The organism is Tsukamurella sp. NPDC003166 (genome assembly GCF_040611135.1).
Classification (GTDB): domain Bacteria; phylum Actinomycetota; class Actinomycetes; order Mycobacteriales; family Mycobacteriaceae; genus Tsukamurella.
The window spans coordinates 45,536-63,615 of record NZ_JBEXNL010000011.1; the positions used below are offsets into that span (position 1 = coordinate 45,536).

16 protein-coding genes are annotated in these 18,080 nt (G+C 70.0%); 12 read left to right on the forward strand and 4 right to left on the reverse strand.

What is annotated here, in order from left to right:
• Positions 1-66 precede the first annotated feature (66 nt).
• The 3 genes from ABZX10_RS13950 to ABZX10_RS13960 all read right to left on the reverse strand — a co-directional run bounded on the left by ABZX10_RS13950 (position 67) and on the right by ABZX10_RS13960 (position 4,429).
• Positions 67-2,664, reverse strand: a complete 2,598-nt coding sequence (locus ABZX10_RS13950; protein ID WP_355540702.1) for an excinuclease ABC subunit UvrA — start codon at positions 2,662-2,664, stop codon at positions 67-69.
• A 62-nt stretch (positions 2,665-2,726) separates the two neighbouring features.
• On the reverse strand, positions 2,727-3,347 hold the full coding sequence (locus ABZX10_RS13955) for an MBL fold metallo-hydrolase (RefSeq protein WP_355540463.1): 621 nt from the start codon (positions 3,345-3,347) through the stop codon (positions 2,727-2,729).
• Positions 3,344-4,429 carry an S-(hydroxymethyl)mycothiol dehydrogenase gene (locus ABZX10_RS13960; RefSeq protein ID WP_355540466.1) on the reverse strand — a complete coding sequence of 362 codons (1,086 nt, stop codon included), beginning with the start codon at positions 4,427-4,429 and terminating at the stop codon, positions 3,344-3,346. Before ABZX10_RS13960 ends, ABZX10_RS13955 begins: the two co-directional genes overlap by 4 nt.
• A gap of 328 nt (positions 4,430-4,757) precedes the next feature.
• Between ABZX10_RS13960 and ABZX10_RS13965 the strand changes: the two genes are divergently transcribed.
• From ABZX10_RS13965 to ABZX10_RS13975, 3 genes are all read left to right on the forward strand, one after another.
• Positions 4,758-5,951, forward strand: a complete 1,194-nt coding sequence (locus ABZX10_RS13965; RefSeq protein ID WP_355540469.1) for an alcohol dehydrogenase catalytic domain-containing protein — start codon at positions 4,758-4,760, stop codon at positions 5,949-5,951.
• Positions 5,952-6,085: 134 nt separating this feature from the next.
• Positions 6,086-6,523 (forward strand): VOC family protein, encoded by a 438-nt coding sequence (locus ABZX10_RS13970; protein ID WP_355540472.1) that lies wholly within the window; start codon positions 6,086-6,088, stop codon positions 6,521-6,523.
• 64 nt (positions 6,524-6,587) lie between these two features.
• Positions 6,588-7,073, forward strand: a complete 486-nt coding sequence (locus ABZX10_RS13975) for a DUF2231 domain-containing protein (RefSeq protein ID WP_355540475.1) — start codon at positions 6,588-6,590, stop codon at positions 7,071-7,073.
• An 88-nt stretch (positions 7,074-7,161) separates the two neighbouring features.
• Here the strand turns inward: ABZX10_RS13975 and ABZX10_RS13980 are convergent, their stop codons facing one another.
• Positions 7,162-8,586, reverse strand: coding sequence for a hypothetical protein (locus ABZX10_RS13980; protein WP_355540478.1), 1,425 nt, complete (start codon positions 8,584-8,586; stop codon positions 7,162-7,164).
• A 379-nt stretch (positions 8,587-8,965) separates the two neighbouring features.
• Between ABZX10_RS13980 and ABZX10_RS13985 the strand changes: the two genes are divergently transcribed.
• The 9 genes from ABZX10_RS13985 (at position 8,966) to ABZX10_RS14025 (ending at position 18,053) form a co-directional block, all read left to right on the forward strand.
• Positions 8,966-9,388 carry a TIGR02611 family protein gene (locus tag ABZX10_RS13985; protein ID WP_355540481.1) on the forward strand — a complete coding sequence of 141 codons (423 nt, stop codon included), beginning with the start codon at positions 8,966-8,968 and terminating at the stop codon, positions 9,386-9,388.
• Between the two features lie 6 nt (positions 9,389-9,394).
• Positions 9,395-9,919, forward strand: coding sequence for a (2Fe-2S)-binding protein (locus tag ABZX10_RS13990; protein WP_355540484.1), 525 nt, complete (start codon positions 9,395-9,397; stop codon positions 9,917-9,919).
• 151 nt (positions 9,920-10,070) lie between these two features.
• The gene (gene thrS, locus ABZX10_RS13995) at positions 10,071-12,071 is read left to right on the forward strand and encodes a threonine--tRNA ligase (RefSeq protein ID WP_355540705.1); all 2,001 of its coding nucleotides are present in this window, start codon (positions 10,071-10,073) and stop codon (positions 12,069-12,071) included.
• A 33-nt stretch (positions 12,072-12,104) separates the two neighbouring features.
• The gene (locus tag ABZX10_RS14000; RefSeq protein WP_355540487.1) at positions 12,105-12,656 is read left to right on the forward strand and encodes an HIT domain-containing protein; all 552 of its coding nucleotides are present in this window, start codon (positions 12,105-12,107) and stop codon (positions 12,654-12,656) included.
• Positions 12,657-13,316: a phosphatidylinositol phosphate synthase gene (gene pgsA / locus ABZX10_RS14005; RefSeq protein ID WP_355540490.1), complete on the forward strand. Its 660-nt coding sequence runs from the start codon at positions 12,657-12,659 to the stop codon at positions 13,314-13,316.
• Positions 13,316-14,299, forward strand: coding sequence for a phosphatidylinositol mannoside acyltransferase (locus tag ABZX10_RS14010; protein ID WP_355540708.1), 984 nt, complete (start codon positions 13,316-13,318; stop codon positions 14,297-14,299). Before pgsA ends, ABZX10_RS14010 begins: the two co-directional genes overlap by 1 nt.
• The gene (locus tag ABZX10_RS14015) at positions 14,299-15,453 is read left to right on the forward strand and encodes a glycosyltransferase family 4 protein (RefSeq protein WP_355540493.1); all 1,155 of its coding nucleotides are present in this window, start codon (positions 14,299-14,301) and stop codon (positions 15,451-15,453) included. The genes ABZX10_RS14010 and ABZX10_RS14015 overlap by 1 nt, the downstream gene beginning before the upstream one ends.
• 18 nt (positions 15,454-15,471) lie before the next feature.
• Entirely contained in the window at positions 15,472-16,500 is a 1,029-nt protein-coding gene (locus ABZX10_RS14020; protein WP_355540711.1) for an NUDIX domain-containing protein, read from the forward strand.
• Between the two features lie 8 nt (positions 16,501-16,508).
• Positions 16,509-18,053 (forward strand): serine/threonine-protein kinase, encoded by a 1,545-nt coding sequence (locus ABZX10_RS14025; protein ID WP_355540496.1) that lies wholly within the window; start codon positions 16,509-16,511, stop codon positions 18,051-18,053.
• Positions 18,054-18,080: the final 27 nt, after the last annotated feature.

The following is an 18,080-nucleotide window of genomic DNA, read 5'->3' on the forward strand; positions in this document are numbered from 1 at the left end:
CGGTCGAGAGTCGTGGCCGGCCCAGCGCGCAGGGCTGGAACCGATTTGTGCGCGATCGGGTCTGTTTCAGGCGGGGAGTTCGGCTGCGAGGTAGGGGGCGGTCGCCCCCTCGGCGGACGCCGCGACCTCCGCCGGCGTACCGGCGGCGACGATGCGGCCGCCTGCGCCGCCCGCGCCGGGCCCCATGTCGATGACGTGGTCTGCCTGGGCGACGACGCGCATGTCCAGTTCCGCGACGACGACGGTGTTCCCGGCGTCGACGAGGCGGTGCAGGTGCGCCAGGAGGCGATCGGTGTCGGCCGGATGCAGTCCGGCGGTGGGCTCGTCGAGCAGGTAGAGCGTGTCGCCGCGGTGGGCGCGCTGCAGTTCGCCGGCGAGTTTGACGCGCTGGGCCTCGCCGCCCGACAACTCCGTCGCCGGTTGGCCGAGGCGCAGGTAGTCGAGGCCGACGTCGCGCAGTGCCTCGAGGGTGCGGAGGACTTCGGGTTCGCCGGTGAAGAACGCGCGGGCTTCGGCGTTGCTGAGTTCCAGGACCTGGGCGATGGTGCGGCCGTTCCAGGTGATCTCGAGGGTGTCGGCGTTGTACCGGGAGCCGTGACAATCGGGGCACGGGCTGTAGACGCTCGGCAGGAAGAGCAACTCGACCATCACCCAGCCCTCGCCCTCGCAGGTGGCGCAGCGTCCGCCCGCGACGTTGAAGGAGAACCGCCCGGGCTTGTACCCGCGCCGGCGGGCCTCGTCGGTCTCCGCGAAGAGCCGCCGGATCCGGTCGAACATCCCCGTATAGGTCGCGACGTTCGAGCGCGGCGTGCGGCCGATCGGCTTCTGGTCGATGCTCACCACCCGGCGCACCCCCTGCGGGTCGCCGACGACGGCGCCCGCGACCGGTGCGGCCGACTCGGCGAGGAGGTCGTCGTCATCGGTGTCGTCGAACCGCACGGGCCTGCCGAGGTGCTCGCCGACCAGCTCGGGGAGCGCCTGGGAGACCAGACTGGACTTGCCCGACCCGGAGATCCCCGTGACGGCCGTCAGGCAGTGCAGCGGGAGCGCGACGGTGAGGTCGCGAAGGTTGTTGCGGGTCACGCCCGTCAGTTCGAGCCAGGCCGCGCGATCCCGCGGGACGTGCGGCCCACTGTCCGACGGTGCGCGGTCGAGGAGGTAGCGGCGGGTAACGGACTCCTCGACCGCGGCCAGCCCCTCGGGCGGGCCGCTGTAGAGCACGCGGCCGCCGTCCTCGCCCGCGCCGGGGCCGATGTCGACCAGCCAGTCCGCCGACCGGATCACGTCGAGCGAGTGTTCGACGACGAAGACGCTGTTGCCGGCCCGCTTGAGCCCGGCGAGGATGCCGCGCAGCGCATCCCGATCACGTGGATGGAGTCCGGCGGAGGGCTCGTCGAGCACGTAGACCACGCCGAAGAGCTGCGACGAGAGCTGCGTCGCGAGCCGCACGCGCTGCAGCTCGCCGCCCGACAACGTCGGGGTGCTGCGGGCCAGGGAGAGATAGCCCAGCCCCAGGTCCCGCAGGGGCTGCAGCCGGACGGCGAGGTCGGCGATCAGCCGCTGCGCGGCGGATCGCTTCTCCGCCGACATGTTCGGCGTCGCTCGGACGTCGGGGGCCGCGGCGTGCTCCGCGCCGCCCGACGCCACCCGCGCGTCGACGGCGGACCGTCGGGCGGCTGCGTCGAGCACCCCGCCCGACGTGGCCGGTGCCCAGTCGGGCGACAGCACCGCCGCGCAGAGCGTGGCCAGCTCGTCGAGCGTGAGCCGGGAGAGATCCGCGATGTCGAGCCCCTCGAAGGTCACCGACAGTGCCTCGGGCTTGAGTCGCTTGCCGTGGCACAGGGTGCACGGCATGCTCCCGACGAACTGCGAGACCCGCCTCTTGACGCTCGCGCTCTTGGTGCCCGCGAACGTGTCGAGGACGTACCGGCGGGCGCCGATGAACGTGCCCTGGTAGCTGGGTTCCATCTCGTTGCGGACGGCCCGGCGGGTCTGCGCCGGGGTGAATCCGGCGTAGACGGGCACCGTGGGCCGTTCCTCCGTGAACAGGATCCAGTCCCGGTCCTTGCGGGGTAGGTCCTGCCATGGGGCGTCCACGTCGTAGCCCAGGGAGACGAGGATGTCGCGCAGGTTCTGCCCGTACCAGGCCGGCGGCCAGGAGGCGATGGCGCGTTCGCGGATCGACAGCGTGGGGTCCGGGACCATGTGCGCCTCGGTGACCTCGTAGACGCGGCCGATGCCGTGGCACGCCGGGCACGCGCCCTGCGGAGTATTGGGGGAGAAGTCCTCCGCGAACAGCATCGGCTGATCGGCGGGGTAGGTTCCGGCCCGCGAGTACAGCATGCGGAGCAGGCTCGAGAGGGTGGTGATGCTGCCCACCGAGGAACGGGTGCTCGTACCGCCGCGCTGCTGCTGCAGTGCGACGGCCGGCGGCATCCCCTCGATCGCGTCCACATCGGGGACACCCACCTGGTCGATCAGCCGCCGCGCGTACGGCGCGACCGATTCCAGGTACCGCCGTTGCGATTCCGCGAACAACGTGCCGAAGGCCAGGCTCGACTTGCCCGAGCCGGAGACGCCGGTGAAGGCGACCAGGGAGCAGCGCGGGACGTCCACGTCCACGTTCTTGAGGTTGTGCTCGCGCGCGCCGCGCACGTGCACCATGGCATCGCCGGTGTCCACGCGGTGCCTCCTTCCGGTTCGGGTATTCGACGGTGCCGGGCGGCTCAGTGGCCGCGCGCCACCCACTGGTCGTAGTCCGCGAGCTCGGCGCCGACGGTGGTCGAATCGCCGTGCCCCGTATACACGACCGTCTCCGGGGGCAGACCGCCCACTCGGGTCCGGATCGAGTCGAGGATCGTCGGGAAGTCCGAGAAGGACCGCCCGGTGGCGCCGGGGCCGCCGTGGAACAGCGTGTCCCCGGAGAAGAGCGCGCCCAGCGACGGCGCCCACCAGCACACGGATCCGGGCGAGTGACCGGGGGTGTGCAGGGCGTGGAACGCGACGTTGCCCGCCCGGACCTCGTGACCGTCTTCCACCGGTTGGAAGTCGCGGTTCGGATGGGTCTGCCGCCACAGCATCTCGTCGGCGGGGTGCAGCAGGATCGGCGCCCCGAAGGCGTCGCTCAGCTGCGGCGCAACCGTGACGTGGTCGTTGTGGCCGTGCGTGCAGATCACGGCCACCACCTCCCGGCCGGCCACCGCCTCGATGATCGGCTCCGCCGTGTGCGCGGCGTCGAAGACCACCACCTGCGTCTCGTCGCCGACCACCCAGACGTTGTTATCGACCGCCCAACTGCCGCCGTCGAGCTCGAAGACGCCGCTGGTGACCACCCGCTGGATGCTCACAGGACCACCACGGACCGCAGCACCTCACCGGCGTGCATCTTGTGGAAGGCCTCCTCGACGCCATCGATGCCGATCCGCTCGGTGACGAACCGCTCCAGCGGGAACCGGCCCTGCCGGTACAGGTCCACCAGCGTGGGGAAATCGCGCTCCGGCAGGCAGTCCCCGTACCAGGACGACTTCAGCGACCCGCCGTGCGAGAAGAAGTCGACGAGCGGAAGGTCCAGGCGCTTGTCGGGTGTCGGCACCCCGACGAGGACGACGGTGCCGGCCAGGTCCCGGCCGTAGAACGCCTGCTCGTAGGTCTCGGGCCGGCCGACCGCGTCGACCACGACATCGGCGCCGAAGCCACCGGTGATCTCCCTGATCGCCGCGACCACGTCGGTCCCGCGGGCGTTGATCGTGTGGGTGGCGCCGAACTCCCGCGCCCACTCGAGCTTCCGGTCGTCCATGTCGATCGCGATGATCGTACGCGCGCCGACCAGCGAGGCTCCCGCGATAGCGGCGTCGCCGATGCCACCGCAGCCGATGACGGCGATCGAGTCGTCCCGAGCCACGCCGCCGGTGTTGACGGCGGCGCCGAAGCCCGCCATGACGCCGCAGCCCAGCAGCCCTACCACCGACGGATCAGCGTCGGCGTCCACCTTCGTGCACTGGCCCTCCGCGACGAGGGTCTTGTCGGCGAAGGCGCCGATGCCGAGGGCCGGGGTGAGCTCGGTGCCGTCGGTGAGGGTCATCTTCTGCGTGGCGTTGTGGGTGTTGAAGCAGTACTGGGGGCGACCGCGCTTGCAGGCGCGGCACTCGCCGCAGACGGCGCGCCAATTGAGGACGACGAAGTCGCCGGGCTCGACGTGCGTGACGCCGGGGCCGACGGACTCGACGACGCCCGCTGCCTCGTGACCGAGGAGGAAGGGGAACTCGTCGTTGATGCCGCCGTCGCGGTAGGTGAGGTCGGTATGGCAGACGCCGCACGCCTGGACATCGACGACCACCTCGCCCGGACCGGGGTCCGGGACGACGATGTCGACGAGCTCGACGGGCTGCCCCTGCGAACGGGCGATGATTCCACGAACTGTTTGGCTCATGGACCCACCGTATTTCGCCGCATGCACGCATGGCCACATCGGAATACCCGCTTGGCACGCGATGCGAGGAACGCGGCACGGATGGTCAGGTCCTCCATGGACCGAGGCAGTCCGAGACCGACCGAAGAACGGATCGAGGCGGCGCCGACAACCGGTCTATCGCCCCGGAGCGGTCTGGCACGGACCGTCAGTCGGGCGGCACGTCGCGCTAGTGACGCCCATCGATCCGTGCGCATACGCTCATCCGTAGATCCCGGTCGGCCGCAGTAGATGGCCCGGGATCGATTCTCCCGCATAGGGAATCATCAATCCGAGTAGGAGTGGATCCATGGCAGACGGCAACCGCGCAGTCCTGTTCGACAGCCCCGGCACCATGAAGGTCGAGACCCTCGACTTCCCCAAGCTGCAGATGCCGAACGGACGGAAGGCGCCCCACGGCGTGATCCTCAGGATCGTCGCCACCAACATCTGTGGCAGCGATCTGCACATCTTCCGGGGCTCCTTCCCCGTTCCGCAGAACCTCGTCATGGGGCACGAGATGACCGGCGAGGTCATAGAAGTGGGTCCCGACGTCGAGTTCCTCAAGGAGGGCGACCTGGTGTCGGTGCCCTTCAACGTCGCCTGTGGGCGATGCCGGAACTGCAAGGCGCAGCGCACGGACGTGTGCGAGACCGCGAATCCCGATGTCGCCTCGGCGGCCTACGGGTTCAACCTCGGCGGCTTCGACGGCGGACAGGCCGAGTACCTGTTCGTCCCGTACGCCGACTTCCAGCTCCTCCGCTTCCCCGACCGGGACCAGGCGATGGAGAAGATCCTGGACCTCGCGGTCCTGTCCGACATTCTGCCCACCGCGTTCCACGGACTCATGGAGGCAGGAGCCAAGCCGGGGTCCACCGTCTACATCGCCGGTGCCGGACCTGTGGGGCGGTGCGGTGCGGCGGCGGCCCGTCTCCTCGGCGCGTCCTGCATCATCGTCGGCGACTATGACCAGGACCGCCTCGACCTGGTGCGTAACAACGGTTGCGAGACGATCGACCTCAGCCTCGACGTCCCGTTGGGCGACCAGATCGAGGCGATCCTCGGCGAGCCTGCGGTCGACTGCGCCGTCGACTACGTCGGTTCCGAAGCGCACGGCGTCGGTGCGGCGTCGAACGAACACCGTCCGGCGGGCGCCATCAACTCGGTCCTCGACGCCACGCGAGCGGGCGGCGCCACCGGCGTCGTCGGGGTCTACGGACCCGATCCGCTCGCGCCGACCCAGGCCGAGCGTGAGGGCGTCTTCCCGCTGGACTTCGGCAAGGCGTGGATCAAGTCGCCGCGCATCGCCGCCGGTATGGCGCCGATCCAGAGCTACAACCGTGAATTGATGATGGCCATCCTCTGGGACCGCATGCCCTACCTGGGAGCGATGCTCAACACGAGGGTCATCTCGCTGGATGAAGCGCCGGCCGCGTACCAGGCCTTCAGCGACGGCTCCGCGAGCAAGTTCATCATCGATCCCCACGGAATGATCTCGCGATAGGTCCGAACCTCGCGACAGTCCCCGAACGAGGTCTCTTCGTCGATGGGGCCGCCGCCCGACGGCGGCCCCATCTCGATGTCCCGCATCGGTGATTCGCACAACGAACCTCAGCGGCCGCGCATAGCCTCGAGGACATGCCGATCACACTAGAGAACGTCGCAATCGCGGTCCGCGACCTGGAAGCGACCATCGCATTCTTCACGGATCTGGGCCTCAGCGTCATCGGCCGCCAGACGGTCAGTGGCGAATGGACGGACACCGCCGTCGGACTCGACGGCAACCACGCCAAGATCGCGATGCTCGAAACACCAGGAGGGCAGGGACACATCGAGCTGTTCGAGTACATCCACCCCGACGCCATCGAGACGGAGCCGACGCTGCCCAACGAGATCGGCATGCACCGCGTCGCCTTCTCCGTGGACGATCTGGACGAGGCCCTCGCGATCGCCGCGAAGCACGGTTGCCACCCGCTCCGCGGCGTCGGCACCTACGAGGACATCTATCGGCTCACGTACGTCCGCGGCCCCAGCGGCATCATCGTCATGCTCGCGCAGGAGCTCACGAAGGGCTGACGTCCCGCCGACCTCGCAGTGTGCTCACAGCGGAGTCCCAGCCGGACGGCTTCTCCTGAAGGGCATGACCGCTCACACGAGTGCACCCACCTTCAACGGCGTACCTCTGCATCCGCTGCTCGTGCACTTCGCCGTGGTCTTCATCGTGCTCGCGGTCGTCCTCTCGATCGCGGCCGTGGTCTGGCCCGCTGCGCGTCGCCGGCTCGGCTTCCTCGTGCCGCTGGTCGCGCTCGTGGCCACCGTGCTGACCCCGATCACGACGAACGCGGGCGAGGCGCTGGCGGACACGAAGAAGCACATCAATCCGGTGCTCGCACAGCACATCGATCTCGGTCACGAGATGATCTGGTGGATCGCGCCGTTGTTCGTTGCGACGCTCGCGTTCTGGGCGGTGCACGACTTCCGGTCGGGCGACGGTGACCAGCTGCACGGCGGGCGTCGGATCGCCGGCTGGGTCCTGTCCGTCGTGATCGTCGTGCTGGCGGTGGGCAGTGCCATCTGGGTGTACCGGATCGGCGACACCGGTGCGCAGTCCGTCTGGTTGTACTGACGGACTCGCAAGTGCGCTGCGGATCCAACCGGACCCGCCGACGGCGGCCGAGGCGTGTAGCCCCGGCCGCCGTGGGATCGACCGGAGGTCAGTGCACGTCGACCGAGGGGGTGTCGGTCACGTGCGGGCCGTTCGAGTCGACGCTCGCAGCGCCCGTATCGGCCTCGACGCCGTGGTTGCCCGCGGCGGTCTGGGTCTCGACCGAGCCCTTCGGACCCGTCACCGACGCGCTGCCGGTGTTCGTGTTCACCGTGGCTTGGCCGCCCGAGGCCTCGACCTGGCCGCTACCCGCCGGTGTGTTGACATTCGCGCCGCCGGTCGGGCCCGTGACGGTGCCGACACCGTTCGACACGTTCACGCTGCCCGTCTCGACGTGCGCCCCGCCGTTGCCGACTGGCGTGGTGACCTGGGTGCTTGCGGACGGACCGGTGGCCTTGACCTCGGTGGGCGTCACCTTGAGATCGCCGGCGTCGCCGGAGACCTTCACCTGCGCGCCGGTCGGACCTGCGATCACGGTGCCCGACGGACCGTCGACCTCGACCTTGGTGGGCGACACCGTTGCCGAGCCGCCGACGACGCTGCCGCTCACGACGTTCTGGCCGAGGACGGTCGTCCCGAACGTGACGTTCGGAGCGGTGACGTCGAGACCGCCGGTGCCGACCTTGATCGTCCCGGGAGTGACACCGAGGTTGCCCCCACCGAGCGGGGTGGTGATGGCGCCGGTGACGCTGGGCGTCACGAGGACCAGCTGGCCGTTCTGGAAGCCGATGCTACCCAGGTTCAGTCCGAGCGTGCCGCCGCCGAGCGGGGTGGTCAGGCCCAGGTTCACGGCGGGGAGGCCCACGATGAACGTGTTGGGGCCGTAGGTCACCGTGACGGGGACGATCGTCGCCGAGGCCCCGCCGAGACCGAGCGGAGCGGTGGCGCCGAGGCCGAGAGTCGGTGTCCATGTGGTGAGACCGGTGAGCGGGTTCGTGACAGCGGCGAGACTGGTGTTGAGGTTCAGTCCACTGCCGAGCGGGCCGCTCAGCGTCGTGTTGTTGCCGCCGATGCTGCCTCCGCCGAGACCGCTGGGACCGAAGCTGGCACCGACGAGGCCGTAGGTGGTGTTGGTGAGCCCGCCGAGCCCGAGCGGGGCGCCCACGGAGAAGGTGTTCTGTTGTCCTCCACCGAGCCAGCCCGCGGGGGCGCCGGTGACCTGGCCGGTCGAGATGATGGTGCCGCTGGCGTTCGAGACGGGGATCAGGCTGCTGACCACGGGGATCTGGTTCCACACGGCGACACCCTGATTGATTTGTGGGGCGACTTGCGGAATAACGATCAGGGGAATGCCGCCGGGTAGGAACGGCGCGGCCCCGAGGATCGCGTCGACCTGGGGATTGCCGGTGGGCGTCGATGCGTTCGCGGCGGCCGGCGTGGCCACCGTCATCGCTGCCGCGGCGGCGACGGCTGTTACGGCGACAGCGCTGCGGCGCACCGTCTTTCGGGCATGCTTGGGCGAGGTAGTGGACATGGAGAACCTCCGGTTCATGAAGGTGTGGCGAGCTCGGACGAGAACGCCGATGGAAGGGATGTGGACCCAGGTGGAGGCTCCGCACCGGCCCTCACGGTGAGTGCCTGAAGCTTGCCTGTGGATGTCCTGGGAGTTCTGAAGTTATCACCATTGCTGGGCGATACCAATGGTTTTCGGCAGCCGTTGTTAAAACTAATTTTGTTACCTCGCAGTAGCGAAAACGTCTGCGATCTAAGGGAACTCGTTCTATCGATTTGCGATCTTACTAGTACGGAAATCGGTGTATTACTATTCGAATAGGCCCTCGGCGAATAGCGATCGCAAGCCGCGGGAAATGGCGGGGGAGGAATGTGGACGAGGGCGCCGGTACCGTGGGGGGATGCACGACGAACAGGCGGACGCACCCGCCGCGGGGCTCCGCGCGTGGCGTCGGAGAATCAGGTCCACGCGGTTCGGTGCGCTCACGTGGCGCATCGGCGTCGGCGTCGTCGGCGCCGTCGTGCTCGTGTGCGGCGTCATCGCGATCCCGTATCCCGGGCCGGGCTGGCTCATCGTGTTCGCGGGTCTCGGTATTCTCGCCACCGAATTCGACTGGGCGCAAAGACTTCTACGCTTCGCGAGAGCCCGCTACGATCGGTTCGCCGCATGGCTCTCGCGCCAGCGCGGCATCGTGAAGGTGCTGTTCGGCCTGGGCACGTGCGCGATCGTTCTCGCGACCCTCTGGCTCCTCGGCGCCCTGCGTCTGGTCGCCGGCTGGTTCGGCGTCCACTGGGCGTGGCTCGCCGGCCCTCTCCTCGGGTGACGCCCGATGCTCGACGACCCCATCGACGCGCTCCGGCGCGGTGTCCGCGCCCCCGACCTGCGCGTGGCCGGAATCCTGTACTGGTACGCGCTGTCCGGGGCGCTCGCTCGGCTCGCCGTCGCCGGGCTCGACGGTGCCGCCGCGCCCGTCCGGACCGGGGCCGGCGGATGGCCGGAGGTGGGGGAGGCGGCACCGTCGGACGACCCGACCGGCGCCCTGGCACGTGCGTTCCACCGACTGATCCCCGAGATCGCGCAGGGCTGCGGCGCGACGGAACGCTCGCTCTGGGCGATCGGAACGGACTCGATCGCCGCGGTGGCGCTCGAGACGCGGGAGCCGCGCACCGTCGCCGATCGGATGCTGCAGGCGTGCGGACCGGACGCCCCGGCGGCGCGGTTCGACGAGGTCCCGGGGCGCGGCACCGTCGTCCGGCGGGGCTCCTGCTGCCTCCTCTACCTGTGCCCCGGTATGAGCAAGTGTCTGAGCTGCCCCCGACAGACTCCGCAGGAGCGGCGCGCGCGGCTCGCATGAGCGTCGCCTCGCGCGGCGACCGAGCGCCGGGGACCGATAGGATCGACCGGACTGACAACCGCGTGCGGCCAGGTATGCCGCCCGCTACATGACTAGGAGCACCGTGAGCACCACCTTCGTCGTCCCCGCCGGAATCGCGGCCGGGGCAGCCATGCGCGACCTGGACCTGCCGAACAAGGGCCCCGAGGCGGTCGTGGTCGTCAAGACCGCCGACGGCACCCTCAAGGACCTGAGCTGGATCCCCGAGACCGACACCGAGGTCGAGTCCGTCGCGGCGAACACGGACGACGGTCGCAGCGTGATCCGCCACTCGGCGGCGCACGTGCTGGCGCAGGCGGTCCAGGACGGCTTCCCGGGCACCAAGCTGGGCATCGGCCCGCCCATCAAGGACGGCTTCTACTACGACTTCGACGTCGCCGAGCCCTTCACTCCCGAGGACCTCAAGGGCCTCGAGAAGAAGATGAGACAGATCATCAAGGCGGGGCAGCGGTTCAGCCGCCGCGTCTACGCGAGCAAGGACGAGGCCCGCGCCGAACTCGCGGGCGAGCCGTACAAGCTCGAGCTCATCGACGACAAGGGCGCGGCCGACGACAGCGAGGTCATGGAGGTCGGCGGCGCCGAGCTCACCGCCTACGACAACCTCAATCCCCGCACCGGCGAACGGATCTGGGGCGACCTCTGCCGCGGCCCGCACGTCCCGACCACCAAGTACATCCCCGCGGTGAAGCTGACCCGCAGCTCCGCGGCGTACTGGCGCGGCGACCAGAACAACGCGGACCTGCAGCGCGTGTACGGCACCGCGTGGGAATCGCCCGAGGCGATGGACGAGTACCTCGAGCTGCTCGCCGAGGCCGAGAAGCGCGACCACCGCAAGCTCGGCGCCGAACTGGACCTCTTCAGCTTCCCCGACGAGCTGGGTTCGGGTCTGCCCGTCTTCCACCCCAAGGGCGGCATCATCAAGCGCGAGATGGAGGACTACGTCCGCGCCAAGCACATCGAGAACGGCTTCGAGTACGTCGGAACGCCGCACATCTCGAAGGAGAACCTCTTCCACACCTCGGGGCACCTGCCGTACTACGCGGACACGATGTTCCCGCCGCTCCACGTGGACGAGGAGCGGGGCGCCGACGGGCAGATCACCAAGCAGGGGCAGGACTACTACCTCAAGGCGATGAACTGCCCGATGCACAACCTGATCTACCGCTCGCGCGGCCGGTCGTACCGGGAGCTACCGCTGCGCCTGTTCGAGTTCGGTCACGTGTACCGCTACGAGAAGTCCGGCGTGATCCAGGGCCTGACCCGCGTGCGCGGGTTCGCGCAGGACGACTCGCACAGCTATGTCACCGCCGAGCAGGCGAAGGACGAGATCAAGCACCTGCTCGAATTCATCTTGGGGCTGCTGCGCGATTTCGGTCTCAACGACTTCTACCTGGAACTGTCCACCCGGGGTGACTCCGACAAGTTCATCGGCTCGGACGCCCAGTGGGCCGAGGCGACCGCCATCCTCGAAGAGGTGTGCATCGAGTCCGGCCTGCAGCTCGTGCCGGACCCGGGCGGGGCCGCGTTCTACGGCCCGAAGGTGTCGGTCCAGGCGAAGGACGCGATCGGGCGCACCTGGCAGATGTCGACGATCCAGTACGACTTCAACCAGCCCGCGGGCTTCAACCTGGAGTACACCGCGGCCGACGGCACCAAGAAGCAGCCGGTGATGATCCACTCGGCGAAATTCGGTTCCATCGAGCGGTTCTTCGGCGTGCTCACCGAGCACTACGCCGGCGCGTTCCCGGGCTGGCTCGCGCCCGTGCAGGTCGTCGGTATCCCGGTGGCGGAGCAGTTCGGCGACCACCTCGAGACGGTGATCCGTGAGCTCCGCAAGCACGGGATCCGCGCGGAGGTCGACCACAGCGACGACCGCATGCAGAAGAAGATCCGCAACCACACCACGCAGAAGGTGCCGTTCATGCTGCTCGCGGGCGAGCACGACCGCGACGCTGGCGCGGTGAGTTTCCGCTTCCGCGACGGCACCCAGGTCAACGAGGTGCCGGTCGACGACGCCGTGCAGCGGATCGTCCACTGGGTGCACGCGCGCCGCAACGAGTCCCCGACGGCCGAGCTGCTGGGACCGGCGCAGAGCACCGTCGGGACCGCCTGACCGGACCGACGGACGAGACGGGGAGAGGAATCGATGACGGACGGCACGGACGGCGGCGCGCATACGGACTTCGGGGTCGGCGACGGTGACGAGACCATCGAGCGGCTCTGGACGCCGTATCGGATGCGCTACCTCGTCGATTCCCCTCCCGTCCCGGAGGGGAGCACGGCGTTCCTCGAGATCCCCAAGCTCGCGGACGAGGACGGGCTGATCGTGGCCCGGGGCGAGTACTGCTACGTCGTGCTCAACCTGTTCCCGTACAACCCGGGGCACTGCATGGTCGTGCCGTACCGGCAGGTGGCCGAGCTCGAGGACCTCACCGACGACGAGGCCTTCGAGCTGATCAAGCTCACCCAGAAGACGATCCGGGTGATCAAGCGGATCTCGCGGCCGGCGGCGTTCAACGTGGGCTTCAACCTGGGCCGGTCCGGCGGCGGCTCGATCGCCGAGCACCTGCATCAGCACATCGTGCCCCGATGGCCCGGCGACGCGAACTACATCACCGTGCTCTCGGGCACTAAGGTGATGCCGCAGCTGCTGGGACAGACCCGGGCGCTGATGGCGAAGGCCTGGGAGGAGGTCTAGGTGTCGTCGATCTTCAGTCGCGAGGCGGTCTCCAAGGTCACGCATCCGATCGCGGGAGTCCTGATCAAGACCGGTCTGACCCCTGATGCGGTCACGCTCTTCGGCACAGTCTGTTCGGTGGGTGCGGCGCTCTGGTTGTTCCCCGCGGACCACCTGTTCTGGGGAACCATGATCATCTGGTTCTTCGTCATGTTCGACATGCTCGACGGTGCGATGGCCCGCGTACGCGGGGGTGGCACCCGGTTCGGGGCATGGCTCGATGCCACGTGCGACCGGGTCGCGGACGGCGCGATCTTCGCCGGCCTCGCCTGGTGGGCCGTGTTCACCTCCGACAACCGCTACAACCTGCTCATCGCCACCCTGATCTGCCTGGTCACCTCCCAGGTGATCAGCTATGCCAAGGCCAGGGCCGAGGCGTCGGGCCTGCGGGGCGACGGTGGCTGGATCGAGCGTCCGGAGCGCCTCATCATCGTGCTCGTCGGGGCCGGCTTCACCGGCCTCGGCGTGTGGTGGGCGATCCACGCCGCGATGTGGTTGCTCGCGGTGACGAGCGTCGTCACCGTCGTGCAGCGCGCACTGACCGTGCGACGCTCGCCCGGCGCCACCGAGTTGCTGCCGCTCCCGGCGGCGACCACGACGCAGGGCGAGGAGAGCGCGTGATCGACCCCAGGGAAGAGGCTGCCGACCTCGCCTATCGGGCCGGCTGGGCCCTGACGAAGCGGATGCCTGAGTTCGCGGCGAAGTTCCTCATCGACGACATCGGCGGCCGCATCGGTGCCCGCGGCGACAACGTCCAGCTGCGCAAGAACCTGGCCCGGGTGCTGGGGACGACGCCGGACGCGGTGCCGCAGAGCCTGATCGAGGAGTCCTCGCGGTCCTACGCGCGGTACTGGCGCGAGTCCTTCCGGCTGCCGTCGATGGACCTCGTCGAGCTCGGCGCGACGCTGGACCAGTACGTCGACACCCCGAGCCTGCACGAGGCGATGGACGCGGGAACCGGTGCGGTGCTCGCGCTCCCGCACAGCGGCAACTGGGACATGGCCGGCGTGTGGCTCGCGCAGAAGTACGGCCGGTTCGCGACCGTCGCCGAGCGCCTCAAGCCGGAATCGCTGTTCCGGCGGTTCGTGGAGTACCGCGAGTCGCTCGGCTTCGAGATCTTCCCCCTCTCCGGGGGCGAGCAACCTCCGATGCAGGCGCTGGCGCGGCGTCTGCACGAGGGCCGGCCGATCTGCCTCCTCGGTGAGCGGGACCTGGCGCGCCACGGCGTACCGGTGACCTTCTTCGGCGAGCGCACTCGCATGCCCGCCGGCCCGGCCAAGCTGGCCATCGACACCGGCGCGCCCCTGTTGCCCGTGCACTGCTGGTTCGAGGGCGACGCCTGGGGCTTCACCTCGCAGGACCCGATCGACGTGTCCAAGGGCATCGAGGACGCGACGCAACAGCTGGCCCACGCATTCGAGCGGAACATCGCCGCGCATCCCGCCGACTGGCACATGCTGCAGCCACTGTGGGAGGCCGACTGGTCGCAGGCGCGCCGGGACCGGATCCTGGGCAGCGATGCGCCGGACGGCACCGTCGGGCCGGGCGGGGCGGACGGCACCGTCGGGCCCGATGCCCCCGGTGAGGGCACCGAGGTGCGCTGATGCGGATCGGGATGATCTGCCCGTACTCGTTCGACGTCGCGGGCGGGGTGCAGGCGCACGTCGTGGACCTGGCCCGCGTGCTCATCGGGATGGGGCACGAGGTGTCGGTGCTGACACCGTCGTCGAAGGAGACGGTGCTGCCGGACTTCGCCGTCTCGTCGGGTAAGGCGGTCGCGATCCCGTACAACGGGTCCGTGTCCCGACTGTCCTTCGGACCCAAGGCCTTCAGGCGGCTTCGCAAGTGGATCCGCAAGGGCGACTTCGACGTTCTGCACGTGCATGAACCCAACGCGCCCAGTCTCGGCATGCTCGCGCTGGCGATCGCCGACGGCCCGATCGTCGCGACCTTCCACACGTCCACCGAGAAGTCGTTGGTGCTCTCGGTGTTCCAGAGCGTGCTGCGCCCCTCGCACGAGAAGATCCGCGGAAAGATCGCCGTCTCCGAGCTCGCCCGGCGCTGGCAGATGGAATCGCTCGGATCGGACGCGATCGAGATCCCCAACGGCGTCGAGGTCTCGCACTTCGCGAACGGCGATCTGCTGCCCGGCTATCCGCGCCCGGGGAAGACGGTGCTCTTCCTCGGCCGCTACGACGAGCCGCGCAAGGGTATGGCCGTGTTCCTCGAGGCGCTGCCCACGATCGCGGAGGAGCATCCCGATGTCGAGGTCCTCGTCATCGGCCGCGGCGACGACGAGAAACTGCTCCGCGAGGCCGGACCCTACGCGAAGCACCTGCGCCTGCTCGGCGCGGTGACCGACGAGGAGAAGGCCGCCGCGCTGCGCTCCGCCGACGTCTACGTCGCGCCGAACCTGGGCGGCGAGAGCTTCGGCATCGTCCTCGTCGAGGCCATGGCCGCCGGCACCGCCGTCGTCGCCAGCGACCTCAACGCCTTCGAGCGCGTGCTGGACGGGGGAGAGGCCGGCGTACTGGTCCCCGTCGGCGACGGTGCCGCGCTCGGCTCCGCGATCGCCGGCCTGCTGTCCGATGATCTGCGCCGCGCGGAGCTCGTCACGCACGCGTCCGAGGTGGTCTGGCGGTTCGACTGGTCGGTGGTCGCCCAGCAGGTGATCCGCGTGTACGAGACCGTCGCCGTGCCCGGCGTGGTCGTGACCATCCCGGGCGCCGGGAGCGAAGCGAGCGGGTCCGATGACTGATGCGAGGGCGCACCCGTGCTGAACCTGACCGCCACCACCGTCCTCGTCATCGGGCTGATCGTCGTCGCGGTGCTCATCGTCGCGGCGCTGGCGTACCAGACCGCGCACCGTCTGGACCGCCTGCACGTGCGCGTCGACCTGTCGATGCAGGCGCTCGACGCAGCGTTGGCCCGACGGTCCGCCGTGGCCCGCGCCGTCGCGGCGTCGATCCCCGAGGACGCCGCCCGTGCGCTCCGCGGGGCCGCGGACCGCGCCGAGAACGCCGCGCCCGAGGACCGCGAGCCCCGGGAGAATCAGCTCTCCGCCGCGATCGGCGCCATCGACATCGAGACCTTGCCCCGCTCCCTCGTCGCCGAGATCGCGGACGCCGATACGCGTGTCACCATGGCCCGCAGGTTCCACAACGACGCGGTCCGCGACACCCGAGCGCTGCGCGGCCGCCGCTTCGTCAGGTTGCTGCACCTCGGCGGCACGGCACCCATGCCGCAGTACTTCGACATCGTCGACCGGGGCGGCGTGCTCCCCGCCGCGCTGCTCGCGGAGACCGACGAACGGCGCGTGTCCGCGCGGGTCATCGTCGTGGACGCCGACGGTGCCGTCCTCCTCATCCGAGGCCACGAGCCCGTTCCGGAGGGCGTATCCCCGGCCGGCCACTGGTGGTTCACGGTGGGCGGCGGCGTCGAACGGGGCGAGGACCTGCGTGCGGCCGCGGCCCGGGAGCTGCTGGAGGAGACCGGGCGCACACTTCCGCCCGCCGCATTCGTCGGCCCCCTGTACCGCCGGGAGGCGGTGTTCACCTTCGACGGCGAGGTCTTCGACTCCGTCGAGTACTTCTTCGCCGTCGCCTGCGAACGGTTCGAGCCGGCACCGTCGGGCTGGACGGACCTCGAGCGGCGCACCCTGGACGAGTTGCGCTGGTGCAGCGCGGAGGAGATCCGGGCGCTCGCGGACCCCGTCTATCCGGCGGCGCTCGCCGACCTGGTCCCGGACGTGCGGGCCGCGCTGGCCGCCGGTTCGGCGCCGGACGTTCCGGCCCGCGTCGAGTAGGAGGAGAGATGACGCCGAAGGAGATCTCCGGGTACCGCGTCGTGCGGCGTCTCGGCGCAGGTGGAATGGGCGAGGTGTTCCTCGTGGAGCACCCTCGGCTGCCGAGGCAGGACGCACTGAAACTGCTCGGCCCGCAGTTCGGCGGAGATCCGAACTTCGCGGCGCGGTTCCTGCGCGAGGCCGACATCCTGGCCGGGCTCCGCCACCCCAACATCGTCACGATCTACGACCGCGGCGAATTCGAGGACCGGCTGTGGCTGGCCATGGAGTACGTCGAGGGCGAGGACGCGGCGCAGTACCTGCGCACGCGTGGCCCGCTGCCGCCGCCGACGGTCGCGGACGTGCTCGACCAGGTGGGCAGTGCGCTGGACTGGGCCTGGACCGAGCGCACGCTGACGCACCGTGACGTCAAACCCGGCAACATCCTGCTCGAACCGTCCCGGTCCGGGCGCCCGCCGGTGGTGAAGCTCGTCGACTTCGGTATCGCCAAGGCGAGCGACGACGCCAGCTCGCTGACCGCGACCGGCGTCGCCGTGGGCACGATGGCCTACCTCGCGCCCGAGGTGATCGAGGGCAGGCCGCTCGACAACCGGGCCGATGAGTACTCGCTGGCGTGCACGGCCTTCGAGCTGCTCACCGGCACCCCGCCGTTCGGTCCCGGCTCGCCCAGCTCGGTGATGATGGCGCATCTGAGTGCGCCGGTGCCCGATCCGGCGTCGCGGCTCGCCGGGCTGCCGCCCGGGTTGGCCGCGGTCTTCGCACGGGCGATGGCGAAACAGCCGCGGGACCGTTACGCCGACAACGCCGAGTTCGCCCGCGCGTTCCGGGCGGGTCTCGTCGCCGCACGGCCGGACGGACGGCCCACCGTCGGGCCGATGTCGCCGCACCGGCCTCCCGCCGCGCCTCCGACGACGATCCAGCAGACGCCCCCGCCCGCGCCGGTGCCCGCGTATGTGCCGCATCCCACCCCGGTGCCCGCGCCGCAGGCGCGGGGGAACGGACGGGTGATCGGCCTCGTGGCGTTCATCGCGGTGCTGGTCGTAGCCCTCGGCGTCGTCGGGTACCTGGTGTTCGGGCGCTCGGGCTCCGGCTCGGCGGCCCCGACGGTGACCGCGACCGCGCCGCCCGGTGGGGCGACGGGAGGGGCGACAGAGGCACCGTCGACCACCGGTGCGACGACGAGCGCACGGGTCCCGACGGTGCCCGGCACGGACGCCTACGGCTTCGTCGGCAGCCCCGCCCGGTGCGCGGGCGGAGAGACTCTCGAGGTCGCGATGCTCACCTCCGGCGCCGGATCCGGCTCGCGGGTGGTGATCTGCAGCTCCGGCGGCACGTACACGTATCGCGGCGCCCGCGCGTCCGGCGACAACAGCGGCCTCACGCTGCCCGCGACGGTCGCCGGCGCGGGCGTCTACCGCGCACGGAACCCCGATCCGCAGGGTGAGGCGCGCAACGACACGATCTACACCGTGAGTGCCGGCGGGTTGGTCATCGCGCGCGGGGACGGGCGGTCAGTGGCATCCGAGCCCGCCCGGTCCGTCTGGACGCGCTGATCCCGTCCGGCCCCCCAGTCGTCGTGG

Bases quoted from the DNA above. Each gene is read 5' to 3' on its own strand.
- ABZX10_RS13950 (WP_355540702.1), bottom strand. From the start codon at position 2,664: ATGGTGCACGTGCGCGGCGCGCGCGAGCACAACCTCAAGAACGTGGAC.
- ABZX10_RS13960 (WP_355540466.1), bottom strand. From the start codon at position 4,429: ATGAGCCAAACAGTTCGTGGAATCATCGCCCGTTCGCAGGGGCAGCCC.
- ABZX10_RS13965 (WP_355540469.1), top strand. From the start codon at position 4,758: ATGGCAGACGGCAACCGCGCAGTCCTGTTCGACAGCCCCGGCACCATG.
- ABZX10_RS13970 (WP_355540472.1), top strand. From the start codon at position 6,086: ATGCCGATCACACTAGAGAACGTCGCAATCGCGGTCCGCGACCTGGAA.
- ABZX10_RS13975 (WP_355540475.1), top strand. From the start codon at position 6,588: ATGACCGCTCACACGAGTGCACCCACCTTCAACGGCGTACCTCTGCAT.
- ABZX10_RS13980 (WP_355540478.1), bottom strand. From the start codon at position 8,586: ATGTCCACTACCTCGCCCAAGCATGCCCGAAAGACGGTGCGCCGCAGC.
- ABZX10_RS13985 (WP_355540481.1), top strand. From the start codon at position 8,966: ATGCACGACGAACAGGCGGACGCACCCGCCGCGGGGCTCCGCGCGTGG.
- ABZX10_RS13990 (WP_355540484.1), top strand. From the start codon at position 9,395: ATGCTCGACGACCCCATCGACGCGCTCCGGCGCGGTGTCCGCGCCCCC.
- thrS (WP_355540705.1), top strand. From the start codon at position 10,071: ATGCGCGACCTGGACCTGCCGAACAAGGGCCCCGAGGCGGTCGTGGTC.
- ABZX10_RS14000 (WP_355540487.1), top strand. From the start codon at position 12,105: ATGACGGACGGCACGGACGGCGGCGCGCATACGGACTTCGGGGTCGGC.
- ABZX10_RS14015 (WP_355540493.1), top strand. From the start codon at position 14,299: ATGCGGATCGGGATGATCTGCCCGTACTCGTTCGACGTCGCGGGCGGG.
- ABZX10_RS14025 (WP_355540496.1), top strand. From the start codon at position 16,509: ATGACGCCGAAGGAGATCTCCGGGTACCGCGTCGTGCGGCGTCTCGGC.